Source organism: Streptococcus sp. k-163 (genome assembly GCF_013277555.1).
Lineage (GTDB): Bacteria > Bacillota > Bacilli > Lactobacillales > Streptococcaceae > Streptococcus.
This window is the reverse complement of record NZ_VMND01000018.1, coordinates 48425-74733: the sequence shown is the minus strand read 5'-3', so window position 1 is coordinate 74733 and position 26309 is coordinate 48425. Positions and strand designations below refer to the sequence as shown.

General features: G+C 40.8%; 25 protein-coding genes. 20 read left to right on the top strand and 5 right to left on the bottom strand.

Features of this window, described 5'->3' with window-relative positions; genetic code table 11:
- Nucleotides 1-105: 105 nt before the first annotated feature.
- Nucleotides 106-291, bottom strand: a complete 186-nt coding sequence (locus tag HT731_RS07685; RefSeq protein ID WP_033680097.1) for a hypothetical protein — start codon at nucleotides 289-291, stop codon at nucleotides 106-108.
- 160 nt (nucleotides 292-451) lie between these two features.
- Between HT731_RS07685 and rpiA the strand changes: the two genes are divergently transcribed.
- The 7 genes from rpiA (at nucleotide 452) to HT731_RS07650 (ending at nucleotide 8803) form a co-directional block, all read left to right on the top strand.
- The gene (gene rpiA, locus HT731_RS07680; RefSeq protein WP_033680098.1) at nucleotides 452-1135 is read left to right on the top strand and encodes a ribose-5-phosphate isomerase RpiA; all 684 of its coding nucleotides are present in this window, start codon (nucleotides 452-454) and stop codon (nucleotides 1133-1135) included.
- A gap of 13 nt (nucleotides 1136-1148) precedes the next feature.
- Nucleotides 1149-2360 (top strand): phosphopentomutase, encoded by a 1212-nt coding sequence (locus HT731_RS07675; RefSeq protein ID WP_061759008.1) that lies wholly within the window; start codon nucleotides 1149-1151, stop codon nucleotides 2358-2360.
- Nucleotide 2361: 1 nt separating this feature from the next.
- Nucleotides 2362-2922, top strand: coding sequence for a DUF1697 domain-containing protein (locus HT731_RS07670; RefSeq protein WP_061759009.1), 561 nt, complete (start codon nucleotides 2362-2364; stop codon nucleotides 2920-2922).
- A complete protein-coding gene (locus tag HT731_RS07665; protein ID WP_061759010.1) occupies nucleotides 2919-3728 on the top strand; it encodes a purine-nucleoside phosphorylase in 810 nt (269 codons plus the stop codon). The genes HT731_RS07670 and HT731_RS07665 overlap by 4 nt, the downstream gene beginning before the upstream one ends.
- A 232-nt stretch (nucleotides 3729-3960) precedes the next feature.
- Complete coding sequence (locus HT731_RS09525; RefSeq protein WP_173278373.1) at nucleotides 3961-6693, top strand: thiol-activated cytolysin C-terminal domain-containing protein; 2733 nt, start codon at nucleotides 3961-3963, stop codon at nucleotides 6691-6693.
- Between the two features lie 439 nt (nucleotides 6694-7132).
- Entirely contained in the window at nucleotides 7133-7843 is a 711-nt protein-coding gene (gene deoD, locus HT731_RS07655; protein WP_012972499.1) for a purine-nucleoside phosphorylase, read from the top strand.
- 228 nt (nucleotides 7844-8071) lie between these two features.
- Nucleotides 8072-8803, top strand: coding sequence for an NAD-dependent protein deacylase (locus HT731_RS07650; protein ID WP_061759011.1), 732 nt, complete (start codon nucleotides 8072-8074; stop codon nucleotides 8801-8803).
- A 230-nt stretch (nucleotides 8804-9033) separates the two neighbouring features.
- Here HT731_RS07650 and HT731_RS07645 read toward each other — a convergent pair whose 3' ends face one another.
- From HT731_RS07645 to coaA, 3 genes are all read right to left on the bottom strand, one after another.
- Nucleotides 9034-9546, bottom strand: coding sequence for a DNA topology modulation protein (locus HT731_RS07645; RefSeq protein ID WP_061759012.1), 513 nt, complete (start codon nucleotides 9544-9546; stop codon nucleotides 9034-9036).
- A gap of 52 nt (nucleotides 9547-9598) precedes the next feature.
- On the bottom strand, nucleotides 9599-9835 hold the full coding sequence (gene rpsT, locus HT731_RS07640; RefSeq protein ID WP_001274000.1) for a 30S ribosomal protein S20: 237 nt from the start codon (nucleotides 9833-9835) through the stop codon (nucleotides 9599-9601).
- Nucleotides 9836-9902: 67 nt separating this feature from the next.
- Nucleotides 9903-10823, bottom strand: coding sequence for a type I pantothenate kinase (gene coaA / locus HT731_RS07635; protein WP_173278371.1), 921 nt, complete (start codon nucleotides 10821-10823; stop codon nucleotides 9903-9905).
- Between the two features lie 190 nt (nucleotides 10824-11013).
- Here coaA and HT731_RS07630 point away from each other — a divergent pair, with 190 nt between their 5' ends.
- From HT731_RS07630 to HT731_RS07590, 9 genes are all read left to right on the top strand, one after another.
- Nucleotides 11014-11418 (top strand): hypothetical protein, encoded by a 405-nt coding sequence (locus HT731_RS07630; RefSeq protein ID WP_000698106.1) that lies wholly within the window; start codon nucleotides 11014-11016, stop codon nucleotides 11416-11418.
- Between the two features lie 193 nt (nucleotides 11419-11611).
- Complete coding sequence (locus HT731_RS07625) at nucleotides 11612-12202, top strand: class I SAM-dependent methyltransferase (protein ID WP_079114816.1); 591 nt, start codon at nucleotides 11612-11614, stop codon at nucleotides 12200-12202.
- The gene (locus tag HT731_RS07620; RefSeq protein WP_061759015.1) at nucleotides 12199-13476 is read left to right on the top strand and encodes a pyrimidine-nucleoside phosphorylase; all 1278 of its coding nucleotides are present in this window, start codon (nucleotides 12199-12201) and stop codon (nucleotides 13474-13476) included. The genes HT731_RS07625 and HT731_RS07620 overlap by 4 nt, the downstream gene beginning before the upstream one ends.
- Nucleotides 13477-13495: 19 nt before the next feature.
- Nucleotides 13496-14158 carry a deoxyribose-phosphate aldolase gene (gene deoC, locus HT731_RS07615; protein ID WP_061759016.1) on the top strand — a complete coding sequence of 221 codons (663 nt, stop codon included), beginning with the start codon at nucleotides 13496-13498 and terminating at the stop codon, nucleotides 14156-14158.
- Nucleotides 14145-14534: a cytidine deaminase gene (locus HT731_RS07610; RefSeq protein WP_173278369.1), complete on the top strand. Its 390-nt coding sequence runs from the start codon at nucleotides 14145-14147 to the stop codon at nucleotides 14532-14534. The genes deoC and HT731_RS07610 overlap by 14 nt, the downstream gene beginning before the upstream one ends.
- Nucleotides 14535-14623: 89 nt before the next feature.
- Nucleotides 14624-15676: a BMP family protein gene (locus HT731_RS07605; RefSeq protein WP_061759018.1), complete on the top strand. Its 1053-nt coding sequence runs from the start codon at nucleotides 14624-14626 to the stop codon at nucleotides 15674-15676.
- A 143-nt stretch (nucleotides 15677-15819) separates the two neighbouring features.
- Entirely contained in the window at nucleotides 15820-17355 is a 1536-nt protein-coding gene (locus HT731_RS07600; RefSeq protein WP_173278367.1) for an ABC transporter ATP-binding protein, read from the top strand.
- Nucleotides 17348-18406, top strand: coding sequence for an ABC transporter permease (locus tag HT731_RS07595; RefSeq protein ID WP_173278365.1), 1059 nt, complete (start codon nucleotides 17348-17350; stop codon nucleotides 18404-18406). Before HT731_RS07600 ends, HT731_RS07595 begins: the two co-directional genes overlap by 8 nt.
- A gap of 2 nt (nucleotides 18407-18408) precedes the next feature.
- Nucleotides 18409-19365 (top strand): ABC transporter permease, encoded by a 957-nt coding sequence (locus tag HT731_RS07590; RefSeq protein WP_050261461.1) that lies wholly within the window; start codon nucleotides 18409-18411, stop codon nucleotides 19363-19365.
- Nucleotides 19366-19402: 37 nt separating this feature from the next.
- Here HT731_RS07590 and plsY read toward each other — a convergent pair whose 3' ends face one another.
- The gene (gene plsY / locus HT731_RS07585) at nucleotides 19403-20044 is read right to left on the bottom strand and encodes a glycerol-3-phosphate 1-O-acyltransferase PlsY (RefSeq protein WP_173278363.1); all 642 of its coding nucleotides are present in this window, start codon (nucleotides 20042-20044) and stop codon (nucleotides 19403-19405) included.
- 135 nt (nucleotides 20045-20179) lie between these two features.
- On the opposite strand from plsY, the gene parE reads away from it, so the two are divergent.
- The 4 genes from parE to parC are packed head-to-tail and all read left to right on the top strand — an operon-like array spanning nucleotide 20180 to nucleotide 26232.
- Nucleotides 20180-22123: a DNA topoisomerase IV subunit B gene (parE, locus tag HT731_RS07580; RefSeq protein WP_173278361.1), complete on the top strand. Its 1944-nt coding sequence runs from the start codon at nucleotides 20180-20182 to the stop codon at nucleotides 22121-22123.
- Between the two features lie 27 nt (nucleotides 22124-22150).
- Nucleotides 22151-22984: an aminoglycoside 6-adenylyltransferase gene (locus tag HT731_RS07575; RefSeq protein WP_173278359.1), complete on the top strand. Its 834-nt coding sequence runs from the start codon at nucleotides 22151-22153 to the stop codon at nucleotides 22982-22984.
- Nucleotides 22965-23699 carry a type II CAAX endopeptidase family protein gene (locus HT731_RS07570; RefSeq protein ID WP_153192457.1) on the top strand — a complete coding sequence of 245 codons (735 nt, stop codon included), beginning with the start codon at nucleotides 22965-22967 and terminating at the stop codon, nucleotides 23697-23699. Before HT731_RS07575 ends, HT731_RS07570 begins: the two co-directional genes overlap by 20 nt.
- 52 nt (nucleotides 23700-23751) lie before the next feature.
- On the top strand, nucleotides 23752-26232 hold the full coding sequence (parC, locus tag HT731_RS07565) for a DNA topoisomerase IV subunit A (protein WP_173278357.1): 2481 nt from the start codon (nucleotides 23752-23754) through the stop codon (nucleotides 26230-26232).
- Nucleotides 26233-26309 lie beyond the last annotated feature (77 nt).

Here is a 26309-nt window from a genome sequence, read left to right as displayed (position 1 = left end):
AACTTTTTGGGGTCAGTACACAAAAACCTTGATTCTATGCGTTTTATTGTGGGAAAATTTAATTTATTTTCTCTTGCAGTTGAGTTTTGTCAACCTCTTATATTTTTAGAAAAATCCTTTAATCTTTTCAACGAGACTATCTAGACCTTCTGAACCAGAAATCAATTGCTGAGCTTGGGAGAGGTATTCTCCAAGTTGTTCTTGATTTTCTGCAACAAATGTTTTTGCAGCTTCGAAATCTTTTGTTTCGATTAGTTCTTTTACTTGATTAAATAAATCTAATGGGTTCATCTTATTTCTCCTTTTCTATACTTAACTATTTAAGCATCTTTATGATAAAAAATCAACCCTAGCAAAATTTCTTTGAGAATGGATATCGTTTTCAATTTCCAGATGAAATAAAAGCCGTTACATGGTATAATAGAAGTAGCTCTTTAATGGAGGTGTTTGAGTGGAAAATCTGAAGAAAATGGCAGGTATCAAGGCTGCTGAGTTCGTGAGAGATGGAATGGTCGTCGGACTTGGGACAGGTTCGACTGCCTATTATTTTGTCGAAGAAATCGGTCGTCGTATCAAGGAAGAAGGGTTGCAGATTACAGCTGTAACGACTTCTAGTGTGACCAGTAAACAGGCTGAAGGTCTTAATATCCCGCTCAAGTCTATTGACCAAGTAGACTTTGTCGATGTGACAGTCGACGGGGCGGATGAAGTGGATAGCCAGTTTAACGGAATCAAAGGCGGCGGTGGTGCCCTTCTCATGGAGAAGGTTGTCGCAACGCCCTCAAAAGAATACATTTGGGTGGTGGATGAAAGCAAGCTGGTCGAGAAACTAGGTGCTTTTAAATTGCCAGTAGAAGTGGTTCAGTATGGCGCAGAACAGGTTTTTCGTCGTTTTGAGCGAGCTGGCTACAAACCAAGTTTCCGTGAAAAAGACGGCCAACGTTTTGTGACTGATATGCAGAACTTTATCATTGACCTTGCCTTGGATGTCATTGAAGATCCAATTGCCTTTGGGCAAGAATTGGACCATGTCGTTGGTGTCGTGGAGCATGGATTATTCAACCAAATGGTGGATAAGGTCATCGTTGCTGGACGAGATGGAGTTCAGATTTTAACTTCAAACAAAGGAAAATAGGAGGAGATACACTATGTCAAAATTTAATCGTATTCACTTGGTGGTATTGGATTCTGTAGGAATCGGAGCTGCACCAGATGCTAACAATTTTGTTAATGCAGGGGTTCCAGATGGAGCTTCTGATACACTGGGACACATTTCAAAAACAGTTGGTTTGAATGTCCCAAACATGGCTAAAATCGGTCTTGGAAATATTCCTCGCGAAACGCCTTTGAAGACTGTACCGGCGGAAAGCAATCCAACAGGATATGCAACAAAATTGGAAGAAGTATCTCTTGGTAAGGATACTATGACTGGACACTGGGAAATCATGGGACTCAACATTACTGAGCCCTTCGATACTTTCTGGAACGGATTCCCAGAAGAAATCCTGACAAAAATCGAAGAATTTTCAGGACGTAAGGTCATTCGTGAAGCCAACAAACCTTACTCAGGTACAGCTGTTATCGATGATTTTGGACCACGTCAAATGGAAACTGGAGAGTTGATTATCTATACTTCAGCTGACCCTGTTTTGCAAATTGCTGCCCACGAAGATATTATTCCTTTGGACGAATTGTACCGTATCTGTGAATACGCTCGTTCGATTACCCTTGAGCGCCCAGCCCTTCTAGGTCGTATCATTGCTCGCCCTTATGTAGGTGAACCAGGTAATTTCACTCGTACTGCAAACCGTCGTGACTTGGCGGTATCTCCATTTGCACCGACTGTTTTGGATAAATTGAATGAAGCTGGTATCGATACTTATGCTGTTGGAAAGATCAACGATATCTTTAACGGTGCGGGTATTAACCATGATATGGGCCACAACAAGTCAAACATCCATGGAATTGATACACTATTGAAGACCATGGGCCTTGCTGAGTTTGAAAGAGGATTCTCATTCACAAACTTGGTGGACTTCGATGCCCTTTACGGCCACCGTCGTAATTCTCATGGTTACCGTGATTGTTTGCATGAGTTTGATGAACGCTTACCTGAAATTATCGCAGCTATGAGAGAGAATGACCTTCTCTTGATTACTGCGGACCACGGGAACGACCCAACTTATGCAGGAACAGACCACACTCGTGAATATATTCCATTGTTGGCCTACAGCCCTGCCTTTAAAGGGAACGGTTTGCTACCAGTCGGACATTTTGCAGATATCTCAGCGACTATTGCAGATAACTTTGGTGTTGAAACTGCCATGATTGGGGAAAGTTTCTTAGATAAATTGGTATAAGATGACGCGATATGCTTTACTTGTTCGGGGCATTAATGTTGGTGGGAAGAATAAGGTCGTCATGGCGCAACTTCGTCAAGAACTGACAGAGTTGGGACTGGAAAAGGTTGAAACCTACATCAACAGTGGCAATATTTTCTTTACTTCGACAGACCCCAAAGCCCGATTGGTTGAAGAATTAGAGACTTTCTTTGCAGTCAATTATCCATTTATTCAAAGCTTTTCTTTGCTGAGTCAGGAAGACTATGAAGAAGAGCTGGAGAATCTGCCAGATTGGTGGACTAAAGGTCTGGCACGAAAAGATGTGCTCTTCTACACGGAGAGCTTAGATGTGGATCAAGTGATCGAGAAAGTGAACAGTTTGGAACTGGAAGATGAAGTCGTTCATTTTGGAAGACTTGGTATTTTCTGGGGAAAATACTGCGAAGAATCATACTACGAAACAGCCTATCACAAATACTTACTCAAGATGCCTTTCTACCGCCAAATCACCATTCGTAATGCTAAAACTTTTGACAAAATCGGTCAAATGCTAAAAAATAATAAAGGAGACACACAATGACATTTTTAGATAAAATCAATGAAACAGCTGCCTTCCTGAAAGACAAGGGAATCCAAGCACCTGAGTTCGGTCTAATCCTTGGATCAGGTCTGGGAGAACTTGCAGAAGAAATCGAAAATCCAGTTGTAGTAGACTATGCAGATATTCCCAACTGGGGCCGTTCGACAGTAGTCGGTCACGCTGGTAAATTGGTATATGGTGACCTTGCAGGTCGAAAAGTCTTGGCTCTTCAAGGTCGTTTCCATTTCTACGAAGGAAATCCTCTGGAAGTCGTGACTTTCCCAGTACGTGTCATGAAAGTTCTTGGATGTGAAGGTGTCATTGTAACCAATGCTGCTGGTGGTATTGGATTTGGCCCTGGTACCTTGATGGCTATCTCAGACCATATCAATATGACGGGGCAGAACCCATTGATGGGTGAAAACTTGGATGATTTTGGTCCACGTTTCCCTGATATGTCTAAAGCCTACACACCAAAATACCGTGCTACTGCCCATGAAGTGGCTAAAAAACTTGGTATCAAGCTTGATGAAGGGGTCTATATCGGTGTAACTGGTCCAACTTATGAAACACCAGCAGAAATTCGTGCCTATAAGACACTTGGAGCAGATGCAGTCGGTATGTCTACGGTTCCTGAAGTTATTGTGGCAGCCCACTCAGGTTTGAAAGTTCTTGGTATTTCATGTATCACTAACTTTGCGGCTGGTTTCCAAGAAGAACTTAATCACGAAGAAGTTGTAGAAGTGACTGAACGTGTTAAAGGTGATTTCAAAGGCTTACTTAAAGCAATTCTTGCTGAACTATGAGAAAAAAATAAGTAGGAAAGCATTTCGGTGAGTTGGAAGATGAATGAAATAATTAACTTCCATATAGAATTATGATATGAAAATTGAATGAGGTCCCCATACTTTTACAAACCTCATCAAATCCTTGTTAACCAAGTATAAAAATGAAACTGTGATGCTAAAGGAGATTAGCTGATTGGAGAGTATTGTTGGTAAAGAGGGTGAAAAAAATAAAAGAAAGATATATGAATAAATGAAAATTAATCAACGAATTATGCGTTTTGGTATAAAAAAACTAAGTATCGGAGTTGTGTCTGTTGCAGTTGGTTTTGCTTTTTTAGCACCGACAGGAATTTCTGCCAATGAAGGCAGTCCAGTTGTGAAAAACGAAACTCCTCTAGTAGTAAATGCAACGGATAGTCCGGCAAAACTAGACAGTACCGATAAAAAACAGGAAATATCTATTACAGAGGAGAAAACTACAGTTGCTCAATCAACTCTAGAGACAAAAGAAGTTGTTAAAACTCAGAAAGAAAAAGCAGGAGAAGAATTATATCAAAAAGAATCTGCTGTACCTCATGAGGAATTGAAGAAAGAGGAAATTCTAAAGGATGAGCCAAAAAATTCTCGACCAGTAACAGAGGCAGACTTTGTCAAAATTTCTAAAGGAGAGCTCCATGTAGAGAAGGATCTTGTCGATAATTCTTTATACGGTGGAAAATTTTTAGATCCTGATGGAGATGATGATCATGATGGAATAAAAAATAAGGATGAATTGTATGTTTACAATAAAGATGGGAAAGACTACTTAGGATACCATAGCCATCCTTTACTAGCAGATAGTGATGGAGATGGACTAGAGGACGGGGAAGATGATAATAAGAAACAATGGTATGTCACAGATCGTGATTCCCTCCTTTTTATGGAGTTGGCTTATCGTGATGATGCTTACATTGACAAAATTCTAGATCATAAAAATCCTTTTCCAAGTCTTTATCTTGATCGTCAAGAATATAAAATGATGCACAATGAACTGGCACCATTTTGGAAGATGAAAAAGGCTTATCATACAGCAAGTGGCTTGGATGCTTTCTTATTTGAGACCAAGAGCGATCTCCCTTATCTCAAAGATGGAACGGTGCATATGTTGGCTATACGTGGAACAAGACTGAATGATGCGAAAGATTTAAGTACAGATTTTGTTTTGTTTGGAGGAAATAAACCTGCACAAGCGGATGATATCCGTAATGTTGTAAAAGAACTGGCGCAGGATTCTAGCATTACCAATCTGTATATGACGGGTCATTCGCTAGGAGGCTACTTAGCTCAAATAGCAGCAGTTGAAGCTTATCAGAAATATCCTACTTTTTATAGTAATGTTTTGAAAAAAGTTACGACATTTAGCGCTCCTAAAGTAATTACTTCTCGAACTATTTGGAATGCAAAAAATGGTTTCTGGGATGTAGGGTTAGAAAGTCGTAAGTTAGCTCTATCTGGTAAAATAAAACATTATGTGGTCGATAATGATAATGTTGTGACATCATTGATTCGTAATGATAATGATATTGTAACTTTTACAGGTAACTCTAGTTTCAAACACCGTTCGCGTGGTTATTTTGAAAGTAGAATGAATGCTATCCCGAATTTTAATATTGGAAAACGTGATACGCTTGATAAACAGGGATATCGTGATCAAAAATTGGACAAAGTTTATTTCTTTAAGAAACAACAAGTCCCTCTGTCATCTAGTCAACCAAGCGCTGAACCTCTTGAAAATATAGCTCTAGGGAAACGAGTAACTCAAAGTTCGACAGCTTTTGGAGGAGATGCTAGAAGAGCAGTTGATGGGAAATTAGATGGAAATTACGGACATAATTCTGTCACTCATACAGATTTTCAATCAAAACCTTGGTGGCAAGTTGATTTAGACAAGGAAGAAACGATTCGTCAAATCAATATTTATAATCGAACAGATACTGCTCAGGATAGGCTTACCAATTTTAATGTGATTCTTTTGGATAGTTCTGGGAAAGAAATTGAAAGAAAGCGCATTGCATACTTGCGAGATAGTTCCGCTCAGATTTCGATTGATTATAAGAAAGCTCGTTTTGTACGCATCGAGTTAGATGGATATAACGCTCTCAGTCTTGCAGAAGTCCAAGTATATCGTGCTGAGAATATCGCTTGGAAAAAACAAGCTAAGCAAAGTTCTACTGATTTTGGTGGAGATGCTAGTCGTGCCTTGGATGGCAATACCAATAGTAGTTATAGCCAGCAATCAATTACCCATACAAAATTTGAAAATCAGCCTTGGTGGGAAGTTGATTTAGGTCGTACAGAACAGGTAGGACTTGTTCGCCTTCATAACCGTGGGGATGGAGAACTTTCTAAACGTCTGTCAGACTTTGATGTGATTTTATATGATGAAAAAGGGACAGAAGTTGCTAGACAATATGTTTCTCGTTTAGAAGGAAGCAGTTTAGATCTCCAGTTGAATGGTAAACTAGGTCGCCGTGTTCGCATTCAATTGCGTCAAAAAAATCAAGCTCTCAGCCTTGCAGAAGTAGAAGTTTTTCGATTTGTAGCTAAAAATAATGTAACTACTCAAGCTTCTAAGCCTGTACAACTGTTAAACTACACTCCTGTAAAAGATAAAACCCTAACTATTCAACATAGTGGTGCTTATATTGCACGTTATTCAATATCGTGGGAAGAAGTTACAGTGGATAAAAATGGCCAATCAGTTGTCCGAAGTCGTTCTTGGGAAGGGAATGGGCGTAATCAGACCGCAGGCTTTGTCCTCAATCTCCCAATTAAGTCTAATATGCGTAATCTTCGAATTAAGATCGAAAAGAGAACAGGTCTTATCTGGAATAGATGGCAAACAATCTATGACAACAGACCTATTCTTGCCCAACCACATCGAAAAATTACTCACTGGGGAACAACATTGAATTCTAAGGTGAGTGATGATGATGTCTTGTAATCTGATGGTACAATGACAGTTAGTTTGTCTAGTTTATAAGAAAGCACTAGCTGATCTTGAACAGAACTCAGCTAGTTCTCTGAGAGAGAACAAAAATTAAACAGAAAGGTAGAGCGCGTGTTCAGATTTGAACACGAGCGGAAAACTTTTCATAACAATAAAAGAAAGGAAGGGTAGTTCGGGTTTGAATTGAACCCGGGCTAGAGGCTTTGTAAAAAAGATAAATCCTCCTAGATGCCTTACATCTTTGTCGGATTTCCTATTTTTACTTTGTTCTCTGTTGCTATCCTAAATATACAAAAAAGAAAGGTAGAGCGTGTGTTTTGATTTGAACACGAGCGGAAAACTTGGAAAATAGATAATCTGACTGAGAAATCAGGATTTCTCGTCAGATTCCTAATTTTCAGTCGTTTTCTTGTCGCTCTTTGTATCATAAATTATGTCTATCCATATTGCTGCTCAGCAGGGTGAAATTGCTGATAAAATTCTTCTTCCTGGGGATCCTCTTCGTGCTAAGTTTATTGCGGAGAATTTCCTTGAAGATGCTGTTTGCTTTAACGAAGTGCGTAACATGTTTGGTTACACAGGTACTTACAAAGGTCACCGTGTATCTGTCATGGGAACTGGGATGGGAATGCCATCTATTTCGATTTATGCGCGTGAGTTGATTGTTGACTACGGTGTGAAAAAATTAATCCGTGTGGGAACTGCGGGTTCTTTGAATGAAGATGTCCATGTTCGTGAATTGGTTTTGGCGCAGGCAGCTGCAACTAACTCAAACATCATCCGCAACGATTGGCCACAGTACGATTTTCCACAAATCGCTAGCTTTGATTTGCTTGATAAGGCCTACCATATCGCTAAAGAACTCGGTATGACAACCCACGTTGGGAACGTTTTATCATCTGATGTCTTTTACTCAAACTACTTTGAAAAGAACATTGAGCTTGGTAAGTGGGGAGTCAAGGCTGTGGAAATGGAAGCAGCGGCTCTTTACTATCTTGCTGCTCAACACCATGTTGATGCTTTAGCTATTATGACTATTTCAGATAGTTTGGTTAATCCAGATGAAGATACAACTGCAGAAGAACGTCAAAACACCTTCACTGATATGATGAAGGTTGGTTTGGAAACATTGATTGCAGACTAAAGGTAGGCTATATTCAGAATGATTTCTCTTGTTCTCAAAATGATAACTATTAACAATGAATCAATCCTGAAATAGGTAAGAATAAGGAAATTGAAGGAAGCCTAATTGTATCAAAGGGCTAACAGGAGTTAGTTTAAGACCTCATAATAATCAAATAAAGTTGGAAGCCAAGTTGACAAGAAGTCAAGGCTTTCAACTTTTTAACTTGAAAATTCCTAGGAGTACAAAATGGATAAGATTGAACAATTACAAGGTATTATTGATCAAAGTCAGAGAATTGTCTTTTTCGGTGGTGCAGGGGTTTCTACAGAGTCTAATATTCCAGATTTTCGTAGTTCAGATGGTATATATAGTCTGAAACTAGGTCGCCATTTTACTGCCGAGCAACTGGTTTCACGCACTATGTTTGAGCGCTATCCAGAGGATTTTTTTGATTTCTACAAAAAGTATCTGGTCTATCCTGATGCTAAGCCGAATTTAGCACATGATTATCTAGCGTCTTTGGAAAAAACAGGTAAATTAAAGGCGATTGTGACGCAAAATATCGATAGCCTCCATGAAATGGCAGGATCTCAGAAAGTTTTGAAACTGCATGGTAGTGCAGATCGTAATTATTGTTTGGGCTGTCATCGCTTTTATGATTTGACTGCCTTTTTGGCACTTGAAGGTCCAGTTCCCCACTGCTTAGATTGTGGTAAGGTGGTCAAACCTGACGTAACACTTTATGAGGAAGAGCTAGATATGGATGTATTTAGTCGCGCAGCCCAAGTCATTCATCAAGCAGATTTGTTGATCATTGGTGGAACTTCCTTAGTTGTTTACCCTGCAGCTAGCCTAATCAATTATTTTTCAGGGTCAAATCTTGTCGTTATCAACAAGTCCAGCACTCCTCAAGACAGCCAAGCTGATTTAGTTATCGAAGGTAAGATTGGAGAAGTTTTTTCTAAATTGAGACAATAAAAAACTGAAAGAAGTAGGACTATACTTCCTTTAGTTTTTTTGTATCACGAACTCAGAAACTATGAACAAGATTCTCTTCATTTCTAGGGGAATTTTATTGTTGATTTATAAATTGCTCGAGTTATTTTTAATTGTTGAATAAAAGGAAAAAAGGAAGACTTTCTGGATGAAAAACTTCCTTTTTTAGTCAATCAGTACATGCTGATTTTAATGAAATGCTACTATATTGTTTACTTTTTTAAAGATTGCAAAAAACAATCAATCTCTGCTTGAGAATGGAGAATATGCATCTTTTCTGGGTAAGTATTGTTTAAGTATTGGTATCTATCCTTAGCATTTTTTGTTCGACCATCCCAGAGAATCCAACGAATAAATTCCCAGTTGAATTGCTCGGGGCATCCCTTAGCCATACTTTCTCTCACTTTTCCTCTGTATTTTAAATAGCGCTTAAAGGCTCTTAGCAAACAATTCCAAGCAGAGAAGTTTAAAAAGATGATTTGGTCAGCTTCCTGCATTCTTTCCTCGTAATAGCACCAAGAATAATTCCCATCAATGACCCAATCTTCATGCTTGGTGAGAAAGCTTTTCATCTCGGTCAACATCCATTCGCGGTCACTGTCTTGCCAACCAGGTTGAAATTGGAGTGTGTCCATGTGAAGTTTTGGGATGGAGTAGTAGAGAGATAACTTTTCAGCTAGCGTTGACTTACCAGCACCAGAATATCCGATAATTGCGATTTTCATTTTCTACCCTTTCCTATTTGGAGACAAAAAAACAGCCTCTATGGACTGTTTCTTATTTAGCAAGTTTAGCTGAAAGACGAGCTTTATCGCGGCTTGCTTTGTTTTTGTGAATCAAACCTTTAGTTTCTGCTTTATCGATAGCTGAGCTAGCAGCACGGAAAAGTTCTTCAGATGGGTTTGCTTCGAAAGCTTTGATAGCAGTACGCATAGCTGATTTTTGAGCTGAGTTCTTTTCGTTTTGTTTAACGTTCAATTCAGCGCGTTTGATAGCTGATTTAATGTTTGCCAATGTTCTTACCTCCATTTTTACTAACTATACCATTATATCTGAAAACTTACGTTTTGACAAGGGAAAATTACTTTTTTAAGTAAATTTCATCGATTTCATGGTTCTTTGTTTTATGCAGAATCACTTCTGCACGATTTCTGGTTGGTTCAATATAATTTTGTAGATTTGTGAGATTGATACTGGTCCAGACTTGATGGGCAAAGGATTCCACTTCCCCAATTGGCATTTGAGTAAAACGATAATAGTAGCTATCAGGGTCGTTTTGGGCTAGGCTCAGCATTTTTAAGAAACGGTCCAGATACCAACTCTCGATGTCATCGACTGAAGCATCAACATAGATGGAAAAGTCAAAGAAGTCAGTAATGTAGAGACGCTCGTTTTGTGGATTTTGAAAGACATTTATTCCCTCAACAATCACAAAATCAGCAGCTTTGACGCTTTGCTTTTCCTCAGGTACGATGTCGTAGACTTCATGAGAATAGACAGGAATATCTACATCTTGTCCATTTTTGATGTGATCCAGGAAGTTGAGAAGAGCTTCCATATCATAGCTTTCAGGAAATCCCTTGCGATTTAAGATCCCTTGTTCAATCAAGGTCTGGTTGGGATAGAGAAAGCCATCAGTTGTTACCAACTCAACCCTAGCATCTGTAAGTGTACGGGACAGTAGGATTTGAAGTAGGCGACTGGTTGTGGATTTTCCAACGGCAACACTTCCAGAAAGCCCAATGATAAAAGGCTGGGATTTGCTTTCACGTTGAAGGAAAATTCCTTTGGAAAAGGCCAAATCATCCTTGGTACGCTTGTAAATATGGATGAGATGGGCTAGGGGAAGATAGACATCGGTAACATCCTGTAAACTAATCTGGTCATTAAAACTCTTGATGGACTCTAATTCCTCTTCTGTCAAAGGAGGTGTTGTCTTTCGATGTAAAGATTGCCAAGTCTGGCGGCTGATTTTTTCAAAATGTAAAAATTCGTTGGTCATTTGTTTTCCCCTAGATATTTTGTTTATCATACCATAAAAAGCTAAAAAAATAAAGCGGTTTCTTGATGATAGTAAGCCAATATCGTATAATAGAGGTTGACCAATTTATTGATGAAGTAGGAGATAGTTTCTACTGATTTGTAAGCTAATAAAGGGGGCTTTTTAGTTCACCACTTATAGGAGGTGTACTATGAAAATCTTAAAACGTTACACATTGGAACTTTGTTTTATTTTAAGTTTTGCACTACCTTTTATAAAAGGGGCGAATGCAGATAATGGTAGACGCTTTGTGGAAATCTATTACGGTTTTACTTTTTTGATGGAACATGCTATTGTAACAGCTATCTTTATCTGTTCGCTCTTGATTGCTTTCTTACTAAAAAAACGGTGGACGAAATGGCTTGCTGCTGGTAGTTATCTATTTTTGATTTTGTGGATTGCTACAGAGGGTTATTTCTTCAGCATGTCACTGGAAGATTTGATACGACTTTGGACCAGTTTGGAAATCCTGACACAAACTTATCAGTTGGGCTTTTATCTAAACATCTTGTTGGGAATTTTGTTGATAATAAAGTATTTTAAGGTTAAGCAATAGAAATAATATAGGTGATAAACTTTTTGTTTTTATCTGGACTGTGATATTTATAGTTCTAAATGGTTTATTATTTATAAGTGTTGAAAGAGATTGAAGAAAATGTCTTCGTGACTAGCTTTCTTCAGTCTTTTTCGTTTTATTATCAATTTGTAAACGATTTACAATTTAAGTCAAATTATGGTAAAATAGTTTCATGAGTAAAATGTATTATGCAGAAAATCCTGATGCTGCTCACGACATTCATGAGTTGAGAGTGGACTTGTTGGGAGAAAAAATGACCTTTTTGACGGATGCGGGTGTTTTTAGCAAGAAAATGATTGACTTTGGAAGTCAACTCTTGCTCAAGTGTCTTGAGGTCAACCAAGGAGAAACTGTCCTGGATGTAGGCTGTGGTTACGGACCTTTGGGCTTGTCTTTAGCTAAGGCTTATGGTGTTCAGGCGACCATGGTCGATATTAATAATCGTGCCTTGGATTTGGCGCGGCAAAATGCTGAACGAAATAAAGTAGAAGCGACGGTTTTTCAGTCCAACATCTATGAACAAGTTGAAGGACATTTTGACCATGTCATTTCCAATCCCCCTATCCGTGCGGGCAAGCAAGTAGTTCATGAAATCATTGAGAAAAGTAAAGATTTCTTGGAAACTGGTGGAGATTTGACCATAGTTATCCAGAAAAAACAAGGGGCTCCAAGTGCTAAGTCCAAGATGGAAGATGTGTTTGGCAATTGTGAAATCGTCAAAAAAGATAAGGGATACTATATCCTTAGAAGTGTGAAAGAATGAGAGCAGTTGATTTAATCCAAAAGAAACGAGATGGTCAAGAACTGACTTCTAGTGAAATTGAATGGCTGGTAGAAGGCTATGTGTCAGGAACTGTTCCTGACTATCAGATGTCTGCCTTTGCTATGGCTGTTTATTTTAAAGGAATGACGACTCGAGAAATATCTGATTTGACCATGAAAATGGTTCAGACAGGTCAAGAGTTTGATTTATCAGCTATTGAAGGGGTTAAGGTTGACAAGCATTCTACTGGGGGTGTTGGTGATAAGGTAACCTTGATTTTGGCTCCTCTTGTTGCTAGCTTTGGTGTGCCTGTGGCAAAAATGAGTGGTCGTGGTCTCGGCCATACTGGTGGAACAATTGATAAATTGGAGTCCATTAAGGGATATCAAGTAGAACGTAGTCAAGAGGATTTCATTAATCAAGTGCAGGATATTGGAGTATCTGTCATTGGGCAATCAGACCAGCTTGTCAAAGCTGACAAACTTCTCTATGCTCTTCGTGATGTGACCGCAACTGTCGACACGATTCCTTTGATTGCGAGTTCGGTGATGAGCAAGAAAATTGCGGCAGGAGCGGATGCTATTTTGCTAGACGTAACTGTCGGAGAGGGTGCCTTCATGAAGACGGTTGATGAGGCACGTGAATTGGCTCAAACTATGGTAGAACTAGGTAAAGCAGTTGGTCGAAAAACGGTAGCAGTGATTACGGATATGAGCCAGCCTTTGGGACGAGCGATTGGAAATCGTCTGGAAATCCTTGAAGCATTGGAGATTTTACAAGGGCAAGGCCGTCAGGATATTACCCATTTTATATGCGAATTGGCTCAAATTATGCTTGGCCTGGCAAATGTAAACAAGACAGTTGAAGAAGTTCGCCAACATCTTGAAAATGGTCACGCGCTGGCTAAGTTTGAGGAGATGGTCCAAGCCCAAGGTGGAGACTTGGAAGATCTCTATCGGCCTGTCAATGTAGCCCATGTGGTGGAAATCCCTGCTCAGGAAACGGGTGTCATTTCAGCTCTTCCAGCAATGGAATTTGGGCTTTATGCTATGAGACTGGGGGCAGGCCGTGCAGTCAAGTCTGATGCCTTGGACTATGAAACAGGAATTGTTTTTGAAAAGAAAGTTGGAGATTCCGTTCAAAAGGGAGAAATTGTTGCAAAAGTATACACAAATGGAAAAATTTCTCCTCAGCTAGTTACAGATTTTCAAAAATATGTTAAAATAAATGATAGGATGCAAAGTTTACGAGAAATTATAGAAATTATCTCATAAACCGCAGGAGAATCCGAATATGAAATTAAATAAATATATCGATCATACGCTTTTAAAACAAGATGCAACAGAAAATCAAATTGATTGTTTGTTGTCTGAGGCTAGGGAGTATGATTTTGCCAGTGTTTGCGTTAATCCGACCTGGGTTGAACATGCCAAAAAAGGGCTTAAAGGCACAGATGTCAAGGTCTGCACAGTAGTAGGTTTCCCTTTGGGGGCAACAACTTCAGCTGTGAAAGCATTTGAAACAAAAGAAGCTATCCAAAATGGGGCTGACGAGATTGACATGGTAATCAATGTTGGGGCTCTCAAATCAGGTAATTTAGCCTTGGTTGAATCGGACATCCGTGCTGTTGTAGAAGCAAGTGGTGACAAGTTAGTGAAAGTCATTATTGAAGCTTGCCTTCTGATAGACCAAGAAAAAGTTGTGGCTTGCCAATTAGCTCAAAAAGCTGGAGCTGATTTCGTAAAAACTTCAACTGGCTTTTCAACTGGTGGTGCTACGATAGCAGATGTCAAATTGATGCGTGAAACAGTTGGACCTGAAATGGGTGTCAAGGCTGCTGGTGGAGCTCGTTCTTATGCAGATGCTCTTGCATTTGTGGAAGCAGGTGCGACCCGTATCGGAACGTCAGCTGGGGTAGCCATTTTAAAAGGAGAATTGGCAGATGGCGACTACTGAGTTGATTGAACTGGCAATTGAAACCAGCAAGAAAGCCTATGTCCCCTATTCTCACTTTCCTATCGGAGCTGTTTTAGTGGCGAAAGATGGTAGTGTTTATACAGGTGTCAATATCGAAAATGCTAGCTATCCTTTGACAAACTGCGGAGAGCGTACAGCGATTTTTAAAGCAGTTTCCGAAGGCCAAAGAGAGTTTTCAGAATTGATTGTCTATGGACAGACTGAAAAACCAATTTCACCATGTGGTGCTTGTCGCCAAGTGATGGCTGAATTTTTTCAACAAGATCTAAAAGTGACCTTAGTCGCAAAAGATAAATCGACGGTCGAGATGACGGTCGGGGAATTACTTCCATACTCTTTTACAGACTTAAACTAGTCTGAGTCGCTCTCTGAGTGGCACGGTCCTTGTGACCAACCAATCCATACTTGCAACATCGTTGCACATCTTATTTAGGAGGTTCAGTAATGAACAAGAAACAATGGCTAGGCCTTGGTCTAGTTGCAGTGGCAGCAGTTGGACTTGCTGCATGTGGTAACCGCTCTTCTCGTAACGCAGCTTCATCTTCTGATGTGAAGACAAAGGCAGCAATCGTCACTGATACTGGTGGTGTTGATGACAAATCATTCAACCAATCAGCTTGGGAAGGTTTGCAAGACTGGGGTAAAGAACATAATCTTTCAAAAGATAAAGGTTTTACTTACTTCCAATCAACAAGTGAAGCTGACTACGCTAACAACTTGCAACAAGCGGCTGGAAGTTACAACCTAATCTTCGGTGTTGGTTTTGCCCTTAATAATGCAGTTAAAGATGCAGCAAAAGAGCACACTGATATCAACTATGTCTTGATTGATGATGTGATTAAAGACCAAAAAAATGTTGCTAGCGTAACTTTCGCTGATAATGAGTCAGGTTACCTTGCAGGTGTAGCTGCAGCAAAAACAACTAAAACAAAACAAGTTGGTTTTGTAGGTGGTATGGAGTCAGAAGTTATCTCTCGTTTTGAAGCAGGATTCAAGGCTGGTGTTGCGTCAGTAGACCCATCTATCAAAGTACAAGTTGACTACGCTGGTTCATTTGGTGATGCTGCGAAAGGTAAAACAATTGCAGCCGCACAATACGCAGCTGGTGCAGATATTGTTTACCAAGTAGCTGGTGGTACAGGTGCGGGTGTCTTTGCAGAAGCAAAATCACTCAACGAGAGCCGTCCTGAAAATGAAAAAGTTTGGGTTATCGGTGTAGACCGTGACCAAGAAGCAGAAGGTAAATACACTTCTAAAGATGGCAAAGAATCAAACTTTGTTCTTGCATCTACTTTGAAACAAGTTGGTACAACTGTAAAAGATATCTCTAACAAGGCAGAAAAAGGTGAATTCCCTGGCGGTCAAGTGATCGTTTACTCATTGAAAGATAAAGGGGTTGACTTAGCAGTAACAAACCTTTCAGAAGAAGGTAAAAAAGCTGTCGAAGCTGCTAAAGCTAAAATCCTTGATGGAAGCGTAAAAGTTCCTGAAAAATAATGGATGGAAGTCATTTCTTAGGAAGCGGCCCTCGGCCGCTTTTTTAAGAGTTGAGACAAAGTCATTTTGTCTCAGTAAAGCTTGCTACTAGAGAAACTAGCAAGTTTTATTGAAATAAAATAAGACTCTGAAAGGGAGAGCACATGGCACACGAAAATGTCATTGAGATGCGTGATATTACCAAGGTGTTTGGTGAATTTGTTGCCAACGACAAAATCAATCTGCACCTACGAAAAGGTGAAATTCATGCACTTTTAGGAGAAAATGGGGCTGGTAAGTCTACGCTCATGAATATGTTAGCAGGGCTTCTTGAACCAACCAGTGGTGAAATTGTGGTCAACGGTCAAGTTGTCAACCTCGACTCACCATCTAAAGCAGCTAGTTTGGGAATCGGAATGGTTCACCAGCACTTTATGTTGGTAGAAGCCTTCACAGTGGCTGAAAACATCATTTTAGGTAGTGAATTGACTAAAAATGGTGTGCTAGATATTGCTGGAGCTAGCAAAGAAATCAAGGCTCTTTCTGAACGTTATGGCTTAGCTGTTGATCCTTCTGCCAAGGTAGCAGATATCTCAGTTGGAGCCCAACAACGTGTAGAAATTTTAAAAACCCTTTATCGGGGGGCTGATATCCTTATCTTTGACGAACCAACGGCTGTTTTGACTCCATCAGAAATTGATGAGTTGATGGCTATTATGAAAAATCTTGTCAAAGAAGGAAAATCAATTATCTTGATCACCCATAAGTTGGATGAGATTCGTGCAGTTTCTGACCGCGTTACAGTTATTCGTCGTGGGAAATCAATTGAAACAGTCGAAATTGCAGGGGCTACCAATGCTGATTTAGCAGAAATGATGGTAGGACGTTCTGTTTCCTTTAAAACAGAGAAACAAGCCTCTCAACCAAAAGAAGTGGTCTTGTCTATCAAAGATTTGGTGGTCAATGAAAACCGTGGTGTTCCAGCTGTTAAAAATCTGTCCTTGGATGTTCGTGCTGGAGAGATTGTTGGTATTGCAGGGATTGATGGAAATGGCCAGTCTGAACTGATTCAAGCCATTACAGGTCTTCGCAAGGTTGAATCTGGAAGCATTGAGCTAAAAGGAAATTCAATTGTAGGCTTGCATCCACGACAAATTACAGAACAAAGTGTTGGGCACGTTCCAGAAGACCGTCACCGTGATGGTTTGATTTTGGAAATGATGATTTCTGAAAATATTGCCCTTCAAACCTACTATAAAGAACCACATAGTAAAAATGGAATTTTGAACTATTCAAATATTACTTCTTATGCTAAAAAGCTAATGGAGGAGTTTGATGTTCGTGCTGCCAGCGAATTTGTTCCTGCAGCTGCACTCTCAGGAGGAAATCAACAAAAAGCAATTATTGCTCGTGAAATTGATCGTGATCCTGATCTCCTTATCGTCAGCCAGCCAACTCGTGGGTTGGATGTCGGTGCCATTGAATATATCCACAAGCGCTTGATTGAAGAGCGTGATAATGGGAAGGCTGTACTTGTTGTCAGCTTTGAATTGGACGAGATTTTAAACGTCTCAGACCGTATTGCCGTTATTCATGATGGTAAGATTCAAGGTATTGTGTCACCAGAAACAACCAATAAACAAGAACTTGGTGTCTTGATGGCTGGTGGAAACTTGGGAAAGGAGAAGAGTGATGTCTAAAAAATTACAACAAATTTCGGTTCCCTTGATTTCTGTCTTCCTAGGAATTTTACTCGGGGCCATTGTCATGTGGATCTTCGGTTATGATGCTATTTGGGGCTACGAAGAATTGTTCTATACAGCCTTTGGTAGTCTACGTGGGATTGGAGAAATCTTCCGTGCTATGGGGCCTTTGGTCTTGATTGGTCTTGGTTTTGCCGTTGCCAGTCGTGCAGGTTTCTTTAACGTCGGACTTCCTGGTCAGGCTTTGGCAGGTTGGATTCTAAGCGGTTGGTTTGCCTTGGCGCATCCAGATATGCCCCGTCCGTTGATGATTCTAGCAACTATCGTGATTGCCTTGATTGCTGGTGGAATTGTCGGTGCGATTCCGGGTATTCTTAGAGCCTATCTAGGGACGTCAGAGGTTATTGTAACTATCATGATGAACTACATTGTCTTGTATGTAGGAAATGCTTTTATCCATGCCTTCCCTAAAGATTTCATGCAAAGTACAGATTCGACGATTCGTGTTGGGGCTAATGCAACCTATCAGACCCCTTGGTTGGCTGAGTTGACTGGGAATTCGCGGATGAATATTGGTATTTTCTTTGCTATCATTGCGGTTGCAGTTATTTGGTTTATGCTCAAGAAAACAACTCTTGGTTTTGAAATCCGTGCGGTTGGTCTTAATCCACATGCTTCAGAATATGCTGGTATTTCTTCCAAACGAACAATTATCCTCTCAATGATTATTTCAGGTGCATTGGCAGGTCTTGGTGGAGCTGTTGAAGGACTTGGAACCTTCCAGAACGTCTATGTTCAGGGATCGTCATTAGCTGTCGGATTCAACGGTATGGCGGTTAGTCTGCTTGCGGCCAACTCACCAATCGGTATTCTCTTTGCAGCCTTCCTATTTGGTGTTCTCCAAGTTGGAGCCCCTGGTATGAATGCGGCGCAGGTACCGTCTGAACTTGTCAGCATTGTAACAGCGTCTATTATCTTCTTTGTCAGTGTTCATTACCTTATCGAACGCTTTGTCAAACCGAAAAAACAAGTTAAAGGAGGTAAGTAAAGATGTCTATTACAACCTTGCTCACCCTCTTGGTGTCTTCTATGCTGATTTACTCAGCTCCCCTCATCTTTACAAGTATCGGTGGCGTTTTCTCTGAACGTGGTGGTGTGGTCAACGTCGGACTTGAAGGAATTATGGTTATGGGTGCCTTTTCTGGAGTTGTCTTTAACCTTGAATTTGCAGAACAATTTGGAGCAGCAACTCCATGGCTATCCTTGCTTGTAGCAGGATTGGTTGGTGGTGTCTTCTCTATCATCCACGCAGCGGCGACGGTTCATTTTCGTGCAGACCATGTTGTCAGTGGTACGGTATTGAACTTGATGGCGCCTGCCTTGGCTGTTTTCTTAGTGAAAGTCCTTTATAACAAAGGACAAACCGACAACCTAAGTCAGACTTTTGGACGCTTTGACTTTCCAGTCTTGGCAAATATCCCAGTGATTGGTGATATCTTCTTCAAGTCAACTAGTCTACTTGGTTATCTAGCGATTGCCTTCTCATTCCTTGCTTGGTTTATTCTCTTTAAGACTCGATTTGGTCTTCGTCTCCGCTCTGTCGGTGAACATCCTCAAGCAGCGGACACGTTGGGAATCAACGTCTACAAGATGAGATATTTAGGGGTTATTATTTCAGGTTTCCTAGGTGGAATTGGCGGAGCGATTTATGCTCAATCAATCTCAGTTAACTTCTCAGTGACAACTATTGTTGGACCTGGATTTATCGCCCTTGCTGCGATGATCTTTGGGAAATGGAACCCAATCGGAGCCATGCTTTCTAGTCTCTTCTTTGGGCTTTCACAAAGTTTGGCCGTTATCGGTTCTCAGTTGCCGTTCCTACAAGGAGTTCCTACGGTTTATCTTCAAATCGCACCTTATGTTTTGACCATTCTTGTCTTGGCAGCCTTCTTTGGAAAAGCAGTCGCACCAAAAGCAGATGGTATCAACTATATCAAATCAAAATAAGTATACAAAAAAACGTCAGTTCAAATGAACTGGCGTTTTATTTTTTAGGATGTTGGTGGGTCAAGTTCAATCCCCAAGGGACCAAATTTTCAGTTTTATTTTTGATGCGTGTGATATTGTCCTTATGACGAATGATAATCAAACTAGCAAGTGCTAGGATAATAGCGATGAAGAGAGGGTCATAGTTGCTCAGGATAAAACCAACAAGTGGAAAGAGTAGAACTCCAATGACAGCCGCGATAGATGCTGTGACACTAGATAGTGAAATCATACTACCAAGATAGAGGGTTCCAAAGAAAACAACTGCAAGGTAGAGACAGAAGACAGGCGCAAATCCGAAAACCACTCCAGCACTGGTTGCGACAGCCTTGCCTCCCTTAAATCCTGCAAAGATAGGGAAGGTATGGCCAATAACAGCTAAAAGCCCAAAGATGAGAGGAGAAACGCCTTGCAGATGAAACATAATCGGAAGAAGCGTTGCTAGGGTTCCTTTGAAAAAGTCAATGACAAAGGTTGCCATACCCGCTTTCTTACCTAAAATGCGGAAGGTATTGGTCGTTCCAGTGTTACCAGAACCATGTTCGCGCAGATTGATTTGAAAAAATACTTGTCCAATCCAGAGACCAGACGGAATCGAACCCAGCAGATAGGCTAGGATTAATAAAACTATTGTAATCATACTCCTATTATATCATGAAATGGAGAAGAAAGGCAGAGAATCTCTTCTGAAATTGTCACAGCGGAGAAAGAAAAATTTTGCAAAATCCTTAGAAAACCTGTAGAATAGTAAAGATGAACGAATAGGAGGTTCCTTGTGTCAAAAAAGGAAATCAATATTAACAATTATAATGATGATGCCATTCAGGTGCTAGAAGGGTTGGATGCGGTCCGAAAACGTCCAGGGATGTATATCGGATCGACCGATGGAGCTGGTCTCCACCACCTAGTCTGGGAAATCGTCGATAATGCTGTCGATGAGGCCTTGTCTGGATTTGGTGACCGTATTGATGTGACTATCAATAAAGATGGCAGTTTGACTGTGCAAGACCATGGTCGTGGGATGCCGACGGGGATGCACGCTATGGGAATTCCAACCGTTGAGGTTATCTTTACCATTCTTCACGCAGGAGGAAAATTTGGTCAAGGAGGCTACAAGACATCAGGTGGTCTCCACGGGGTTGGCTCTTCCGTTGTAAACGCCCTATCAAGCTGGTTGGAAGTTGAAATTACTCGTGATGGTGCAGTTTACAAGCAACGTTTTGAAAATGGTGGCAAACCTGTTACGACTTTGAAGAAAATCGGTACAGCACCCAAGTCTAAAACAGGTACCAAGGTTACATTTATGCCTGATGCGACCATTTTTTCTACGACAGACTTTAAATACAATACCATCTCAGAACGTCTCAATGAATCAGCCTTTCTCTTGAAAAATGTGACCTTGTCTCTGACAGATAAGCGAACAGATGAAGCGATTGAGTTCCACTATGAGAATGGGGTACAAGACTTTGTTTCTTATCTGAACGAAGACAAGGAGACCTTAACGCCAGTTCTTTACTTTGAAGGAGAAGACAATGGTTTCCAAGTGGAAGTAGCCCTCCAGTATAATGATGGATTTTCAGATAATATTTTGTCCTTTGTCAATAACGTTCGCACCAAAGATGGTGGTACGCACGAGACTGGACTTAAGTCTGCCATTACCAAGGTCATGAACGACTATGCGCGTAAGACGGGGCTTCTCAAGGAAAAAGATAAAAACCTTGAAGGGTCAGACTATCGTGAGGGACTAGCGGCCGTTCTTTCTATCCTTGTTCCTGAAGAACACCTCCAGTTTGAAGGTCAGACCAAGGACAAACTAGGAAGTCCACTAGCTCGTCCAGTTGTGGATGGCATTGTGGCGGATAAGTTGACCTTCTTCCTTATGGAAAATGGTGAATTGGCTTCCAATCTCATTCGTAAGGCTATCAAGGCCCGTGATGCTCGCGAAGCGGCACGTAAGGCGCGTGATGAGAGCCGAAATGGTAAGAAAAATAAAAAGGACAAGGGATTACTTTCTGGAAAATTAACCCCAGCCCAGTCTAAGAATCCAACTAAGAATGAACTCTATCTAGTCGAGGGGGACTCTGCCGGTGGTTCTGCCAAACAAGGCCGTGACCGCAAGTTCCAGGCTATTCTACCTCTTCGTGGTAAGGTTATCAATACAGCCAAGGCCAAGATGGCGGATATCCTCAAAAATGAGGAAATCAACACTATGATTTATACCATCGGTGCGGGTGTTGGAGCAGACTTCTCCATTGAAGATGCCAACTATGATAAGATCATTATCATGACCGATGCGGATACCGACGGTGCCCACATCCAGACCTTACTCTTGACATTTTTCTACCGTTACATGCGTCCGTTAGTTGAGGCAGGTCATGTCTATATCGCCCTTCCACCTCTTTACAAGATGTCCAAAGGAAAAGGCAAGAAAGAAGAAGTGGCCTATGCTTGGACGGACGGTGAACTAGAAGAACTCCGCAAGCAGTTCGGTAAAGGCGCTACCCTCCAACGGTACAAAGGACTTGGTGAGATGAATGCGGATCAACTCTGGGAAACAACTATGAATCCAGAAACCCGTACACTCATCCGTGTCACCATTGAAGACCTAGCTCGCGCCGAACGCCGCGTCAATGTCCTCATGGGAGACAAGGTCGAACCACGCCGTAAGTGGATTGAAGATAACGTTAAGTTTACGCTGGAAGAAGCGACAGTGTTTTAAGTCACTTTTTAATGAATAGGTATTAACATGAGGACTGAAACAGAAATGCTATCTCTTCTTATAAAGATAGCTAAAAACTTGAAAGTTAAAGCTGTCGCTCTATCTGGTTCACGAACTGATACAAAAGCACCAAAAGATGAATTTCAAGACTACGATGTGGTCTATGTCGTGGATGATTTTGATAATCTGACGAGTGACCTTTCTTGGTTGGACTATTTCGGAAAACGAATTATAGAGCAAGAGGTTGTTCTTGACCATCGTCGTCTTTATCTCATGCTCTTTGAAGATGGTAATCGTATTGATTTGACTCTCTGCCTCAAAGACCACATCCAAGAGTGGGTGGATAGTGAGGCAGGATTCACTGTTTTAGAAGATCCAGAACATTTATTTGAACCCTATTCTCAAAATCTAGAGCGTTACTGGACAAGCCCAGCTAGTGCGATAGATTTTGAAAAAGCCTGCAATGAATTTTGGTGGGTGTCAGCCTACGTGGTCAAAGGAATCTGTCGTAAGCAAGTCATCTACGCGACTGACCATCTCTACGGCATTTGTCAACAAGAATTCTTGAAAATTTTGGCTTGGCAGGTTGCAAGTGATAGGGGGAAAGTCGATATCGGCAAGAACTACAAGTACCTCTTTCAGTATTTGCCTGCTGAGAAAGAGAAAGAATTCTCAAATCTGCTTGATTTTTCAAGTATAGAGAAACTCAGCCAGTCTTTGTTTGCTACGATGGAATTTTTCCACCGAGAGGCTCAGTACCTTGCTAAAAAGCTGGGATTTGACTATGATATGGAGGTAGCTGAGAAGATGATTGAGTATGCTAAGGAGAGACTCGAAACAAATGAAACATTTACAAAATAATAAGATAACAAAATTTTTACTGATTAGTTTTCTCATTTCTTGGGGATTTGGTTGGGGATTGCTCGCTTTTCTGACGCAAATGAGCCTCTTAAGTCTAACAAGTCCACTAGGAATTTTTCTCCATTTACTAGGAGGTTTTGGTCCAACCATTGCAGCCATTTCTTGTTTGCCTCAAAAATCCATTAAAAGCATAGTCTCTTTTATCTTAGGGGACTCAAAGAAATATATTTTGTTATTTCTTTTACTAATTTTCGTGCAGACAGGTGTCATTGCTTTCTCCTCTAAGGAGCTTAATCCGGCTTTTCCACTAGGAAATTTGTTAGTTGTTTTTTTGAGTGCAGTCTGTGTTTATGGTGGCGAAGAAGAATTGGGATGGCGAGGCATCTTGCAACCAACTTTGGAAACTAGATTCTCCTTTTGGATTTCCGGTTTGATAACAGGTTGTATTTGGGCAATATGGCATGTACCTTTATGGTTTGTGATTGGAAGTTCCCAAAGTGGGATGCCTTTTATATTATTCAGTCTATTTGCAATTTATCTCAGTATTCTTCTAGCAGCTGTTTTCAAAAAGACAAAGTCGGTCCTTTTTTGCGCCATTTTTCACGGTCTAATTAATACCCTACTTAGCTTATTTGTTATTAAAATTAATCTTTTATTCATTCTAGGATTAGTAGGATTGCTCTTCTTTTCTCACTACCTACAAAGAAACAGTTAAATTTATAAAATATAGATTTACTTTACAATAAAACACTAAAAAGAGAATTATTATGTCTAACATTCAAAACATGTCCCTGGAGGACATCATGGGAGAGCGCTTTGGTCGCTATTCCAAGTACATTATTCAAGACCGAGCCTTGCCAGATATTCGTGATGGCTTGAAGCCGGTTCAGCGTCGAATTCTTTATTCTATGAATAAGGATGGCAATACCTTTGACAAGAGTTACCGTAAGTCGGCCAAGTCTGTCGGGAATATCATGGGGAATTTCCACCCCCACGGTGACAGTTCTATCTATGATGCCATGGTTCGTATGTCACAGGACTGGAAAAACCGTGAGATTTTGGTCGAAATGCACGGTAACAACGGTTCTATGGACGGGGATCCACCTGCCGCTATGCGTTATACTGAGGCGCGTTTGTCTGAGATTGCTGGCTATCTTCTTCAAGATATCGAGAAAAAGACCGTTCCTTTTGCTTGGAACTTTGACGATACCGAGAAAGAACCTACTGTTTTACCTGCAGCCTTTCCAAACCTCTTGGTCAATGGTTCGACTGGTATTTCGGCTGGTTATGCCACAGATATTCCTCCACATAATTTGGCCGAAGTTATCGATGCGACTGTTTACATGATTGACCACCCAACAGCTAAGGTGGACAAGCTCATGGAATTCTTGCCTGGACCCGACTTCCCGACTGGAGGAATTATCCAAGGGCGTGACGAAATCAAGAAAGCCTACGAAACTGGGAAAGGGCGCGTGGTTGTTCGTTCCAAGACTGAGATTGAAAAGCTAAAAGGTGGTAAGGAACAAATTGTTATCACTGAGATTCCTTATGAAATCAACAAGGCTAATCTGGTCAAAAAAATCGATGATGTTCGTGTCAATAACAAGGTGGCTGGTATTGCTGAGGTTCGGGATGAATCTGACCGTGACGGTCTTCGTATCGCAATCGAACTTAAGAAAGATGCAAACACCGAGCTTGTTCTCAATTATCTCTTCAAATACACAGACCTGCAAATCAACTACAACTTTAACATGGTGGCGATTGACAATTTCACGCCTCGTCAGGTCGGGATTGTCCCAATCTTGTCTAGCTATATCGCCCACCGTCGTGAAGTGATTTTGGCGCGTTCCCGCTTTGACAAGGAAAAGGCTGAGAAACGTCTTCATATCGTCGAAGGTTTGATTCGCGTCATCTCCATCTTGGATGAAGTCATTGCTCTTATCCGTGCTTCTGAGAATAAGGCTGACGCCAAGGAAAACCTCAAAGTCAGCTATGATTTTACAGAAGAGCAGGCTGAGGCCATCGTTACCTTGCAACTGTACCGTTTGACCAATACAGACGTAGTTGTCTTGCAGGAAGAAGAAGCAGAACTTCGTGAAAAGATTGCCATGCTGGCGGCTATTATCGGTGATGAGCGGACTATGTACAATCTCATGAAGAAAGAACTTCGTGAAGTCAAGAAGAAATTTGCGACTCCACGTTTGAGTACTTTAGAAGACACTGCGAAAGCAATCGAGATTGATACAGCTAGTTTGATTGCTGAGGAGGATACCTATGTCAGCGTGACCAAGGCAGGTTACATCAAGCGTACTAGTCCACGTTCCTTTGCAGCCTCCACTCTGGAAGAAATTGGCAAGCGTGATGATGACCGTTTGATCTTTGTACAAGCTGCCAAGACAACCCAGCATCTTTTGATGTTCACGACCCTTGGAAATGTCATCTATCGACCAATCCATGAATTGGCAGATATTCGCTGGAAGGATATCGGAGAGCATCTGAGCCAGAACATTACAAACTTTGAAACTAACGAAGAAATCCTTTATGTGGAAGTCGTGGATCAGTTTGATGATGCGACAACCTACTTTACTGCAACTCGTCTCGGTCAAATTAAACGGGTAGAACGCAAAGAATTCACTCCATGGCGAACCTACAAGTCTAAGTCTGTCAAGTATGCTAAGCTCAAAGACGATACAGATCAGATTGTAGCAGTGGCTCCGATTAAACTAGATGATGTTCTTTTGATTAGCCAAAATGGTTATGCCCTTCGTTTCAATATCGAAGAGGTTCCAGTTGTCGGTGCTAAGGCTGCAGGTGTCAAAGCTATGAACCTGAAAGCAGATGATGTCCTCCAATCCGCCTTTATCTGTAACACCTCATCCTTCTACCTCTTGACCCAACGTGGAAGTTTGAAACGTGTTTCTATTGACGAAATTCCGGCAACAAGCCGTGCCAAACGAGGTTTACAAGTCTTGCGTGAGTTGAAAAACAAACCGCACCGTGTCTTCTTGGCTGGAGCAGTTGCAGAACAAGATTTCGTTGGTGACCTCTTTAGTACAGAAGTGGACGGGAACGACCAAACTCTGCTTGTTCAATCCAACAAAGGAACAATCTATCAAAGCCGATTGCAAGACTTGAATATGTCAGAACGGACTAGTAACGGAAGCTTCATTTCTGACACGATTTCAGATGAAGAAGTTTTTGACGCGTATCTTCAGGAAACTTATACAGAATTTGAATCTAAGAAATGATAAAAACAATGAAAAGCTTTTCATTGAAAAATTTCTTAAGTTATAGATTTAAGAGTTGAATTTGATTATATATACAA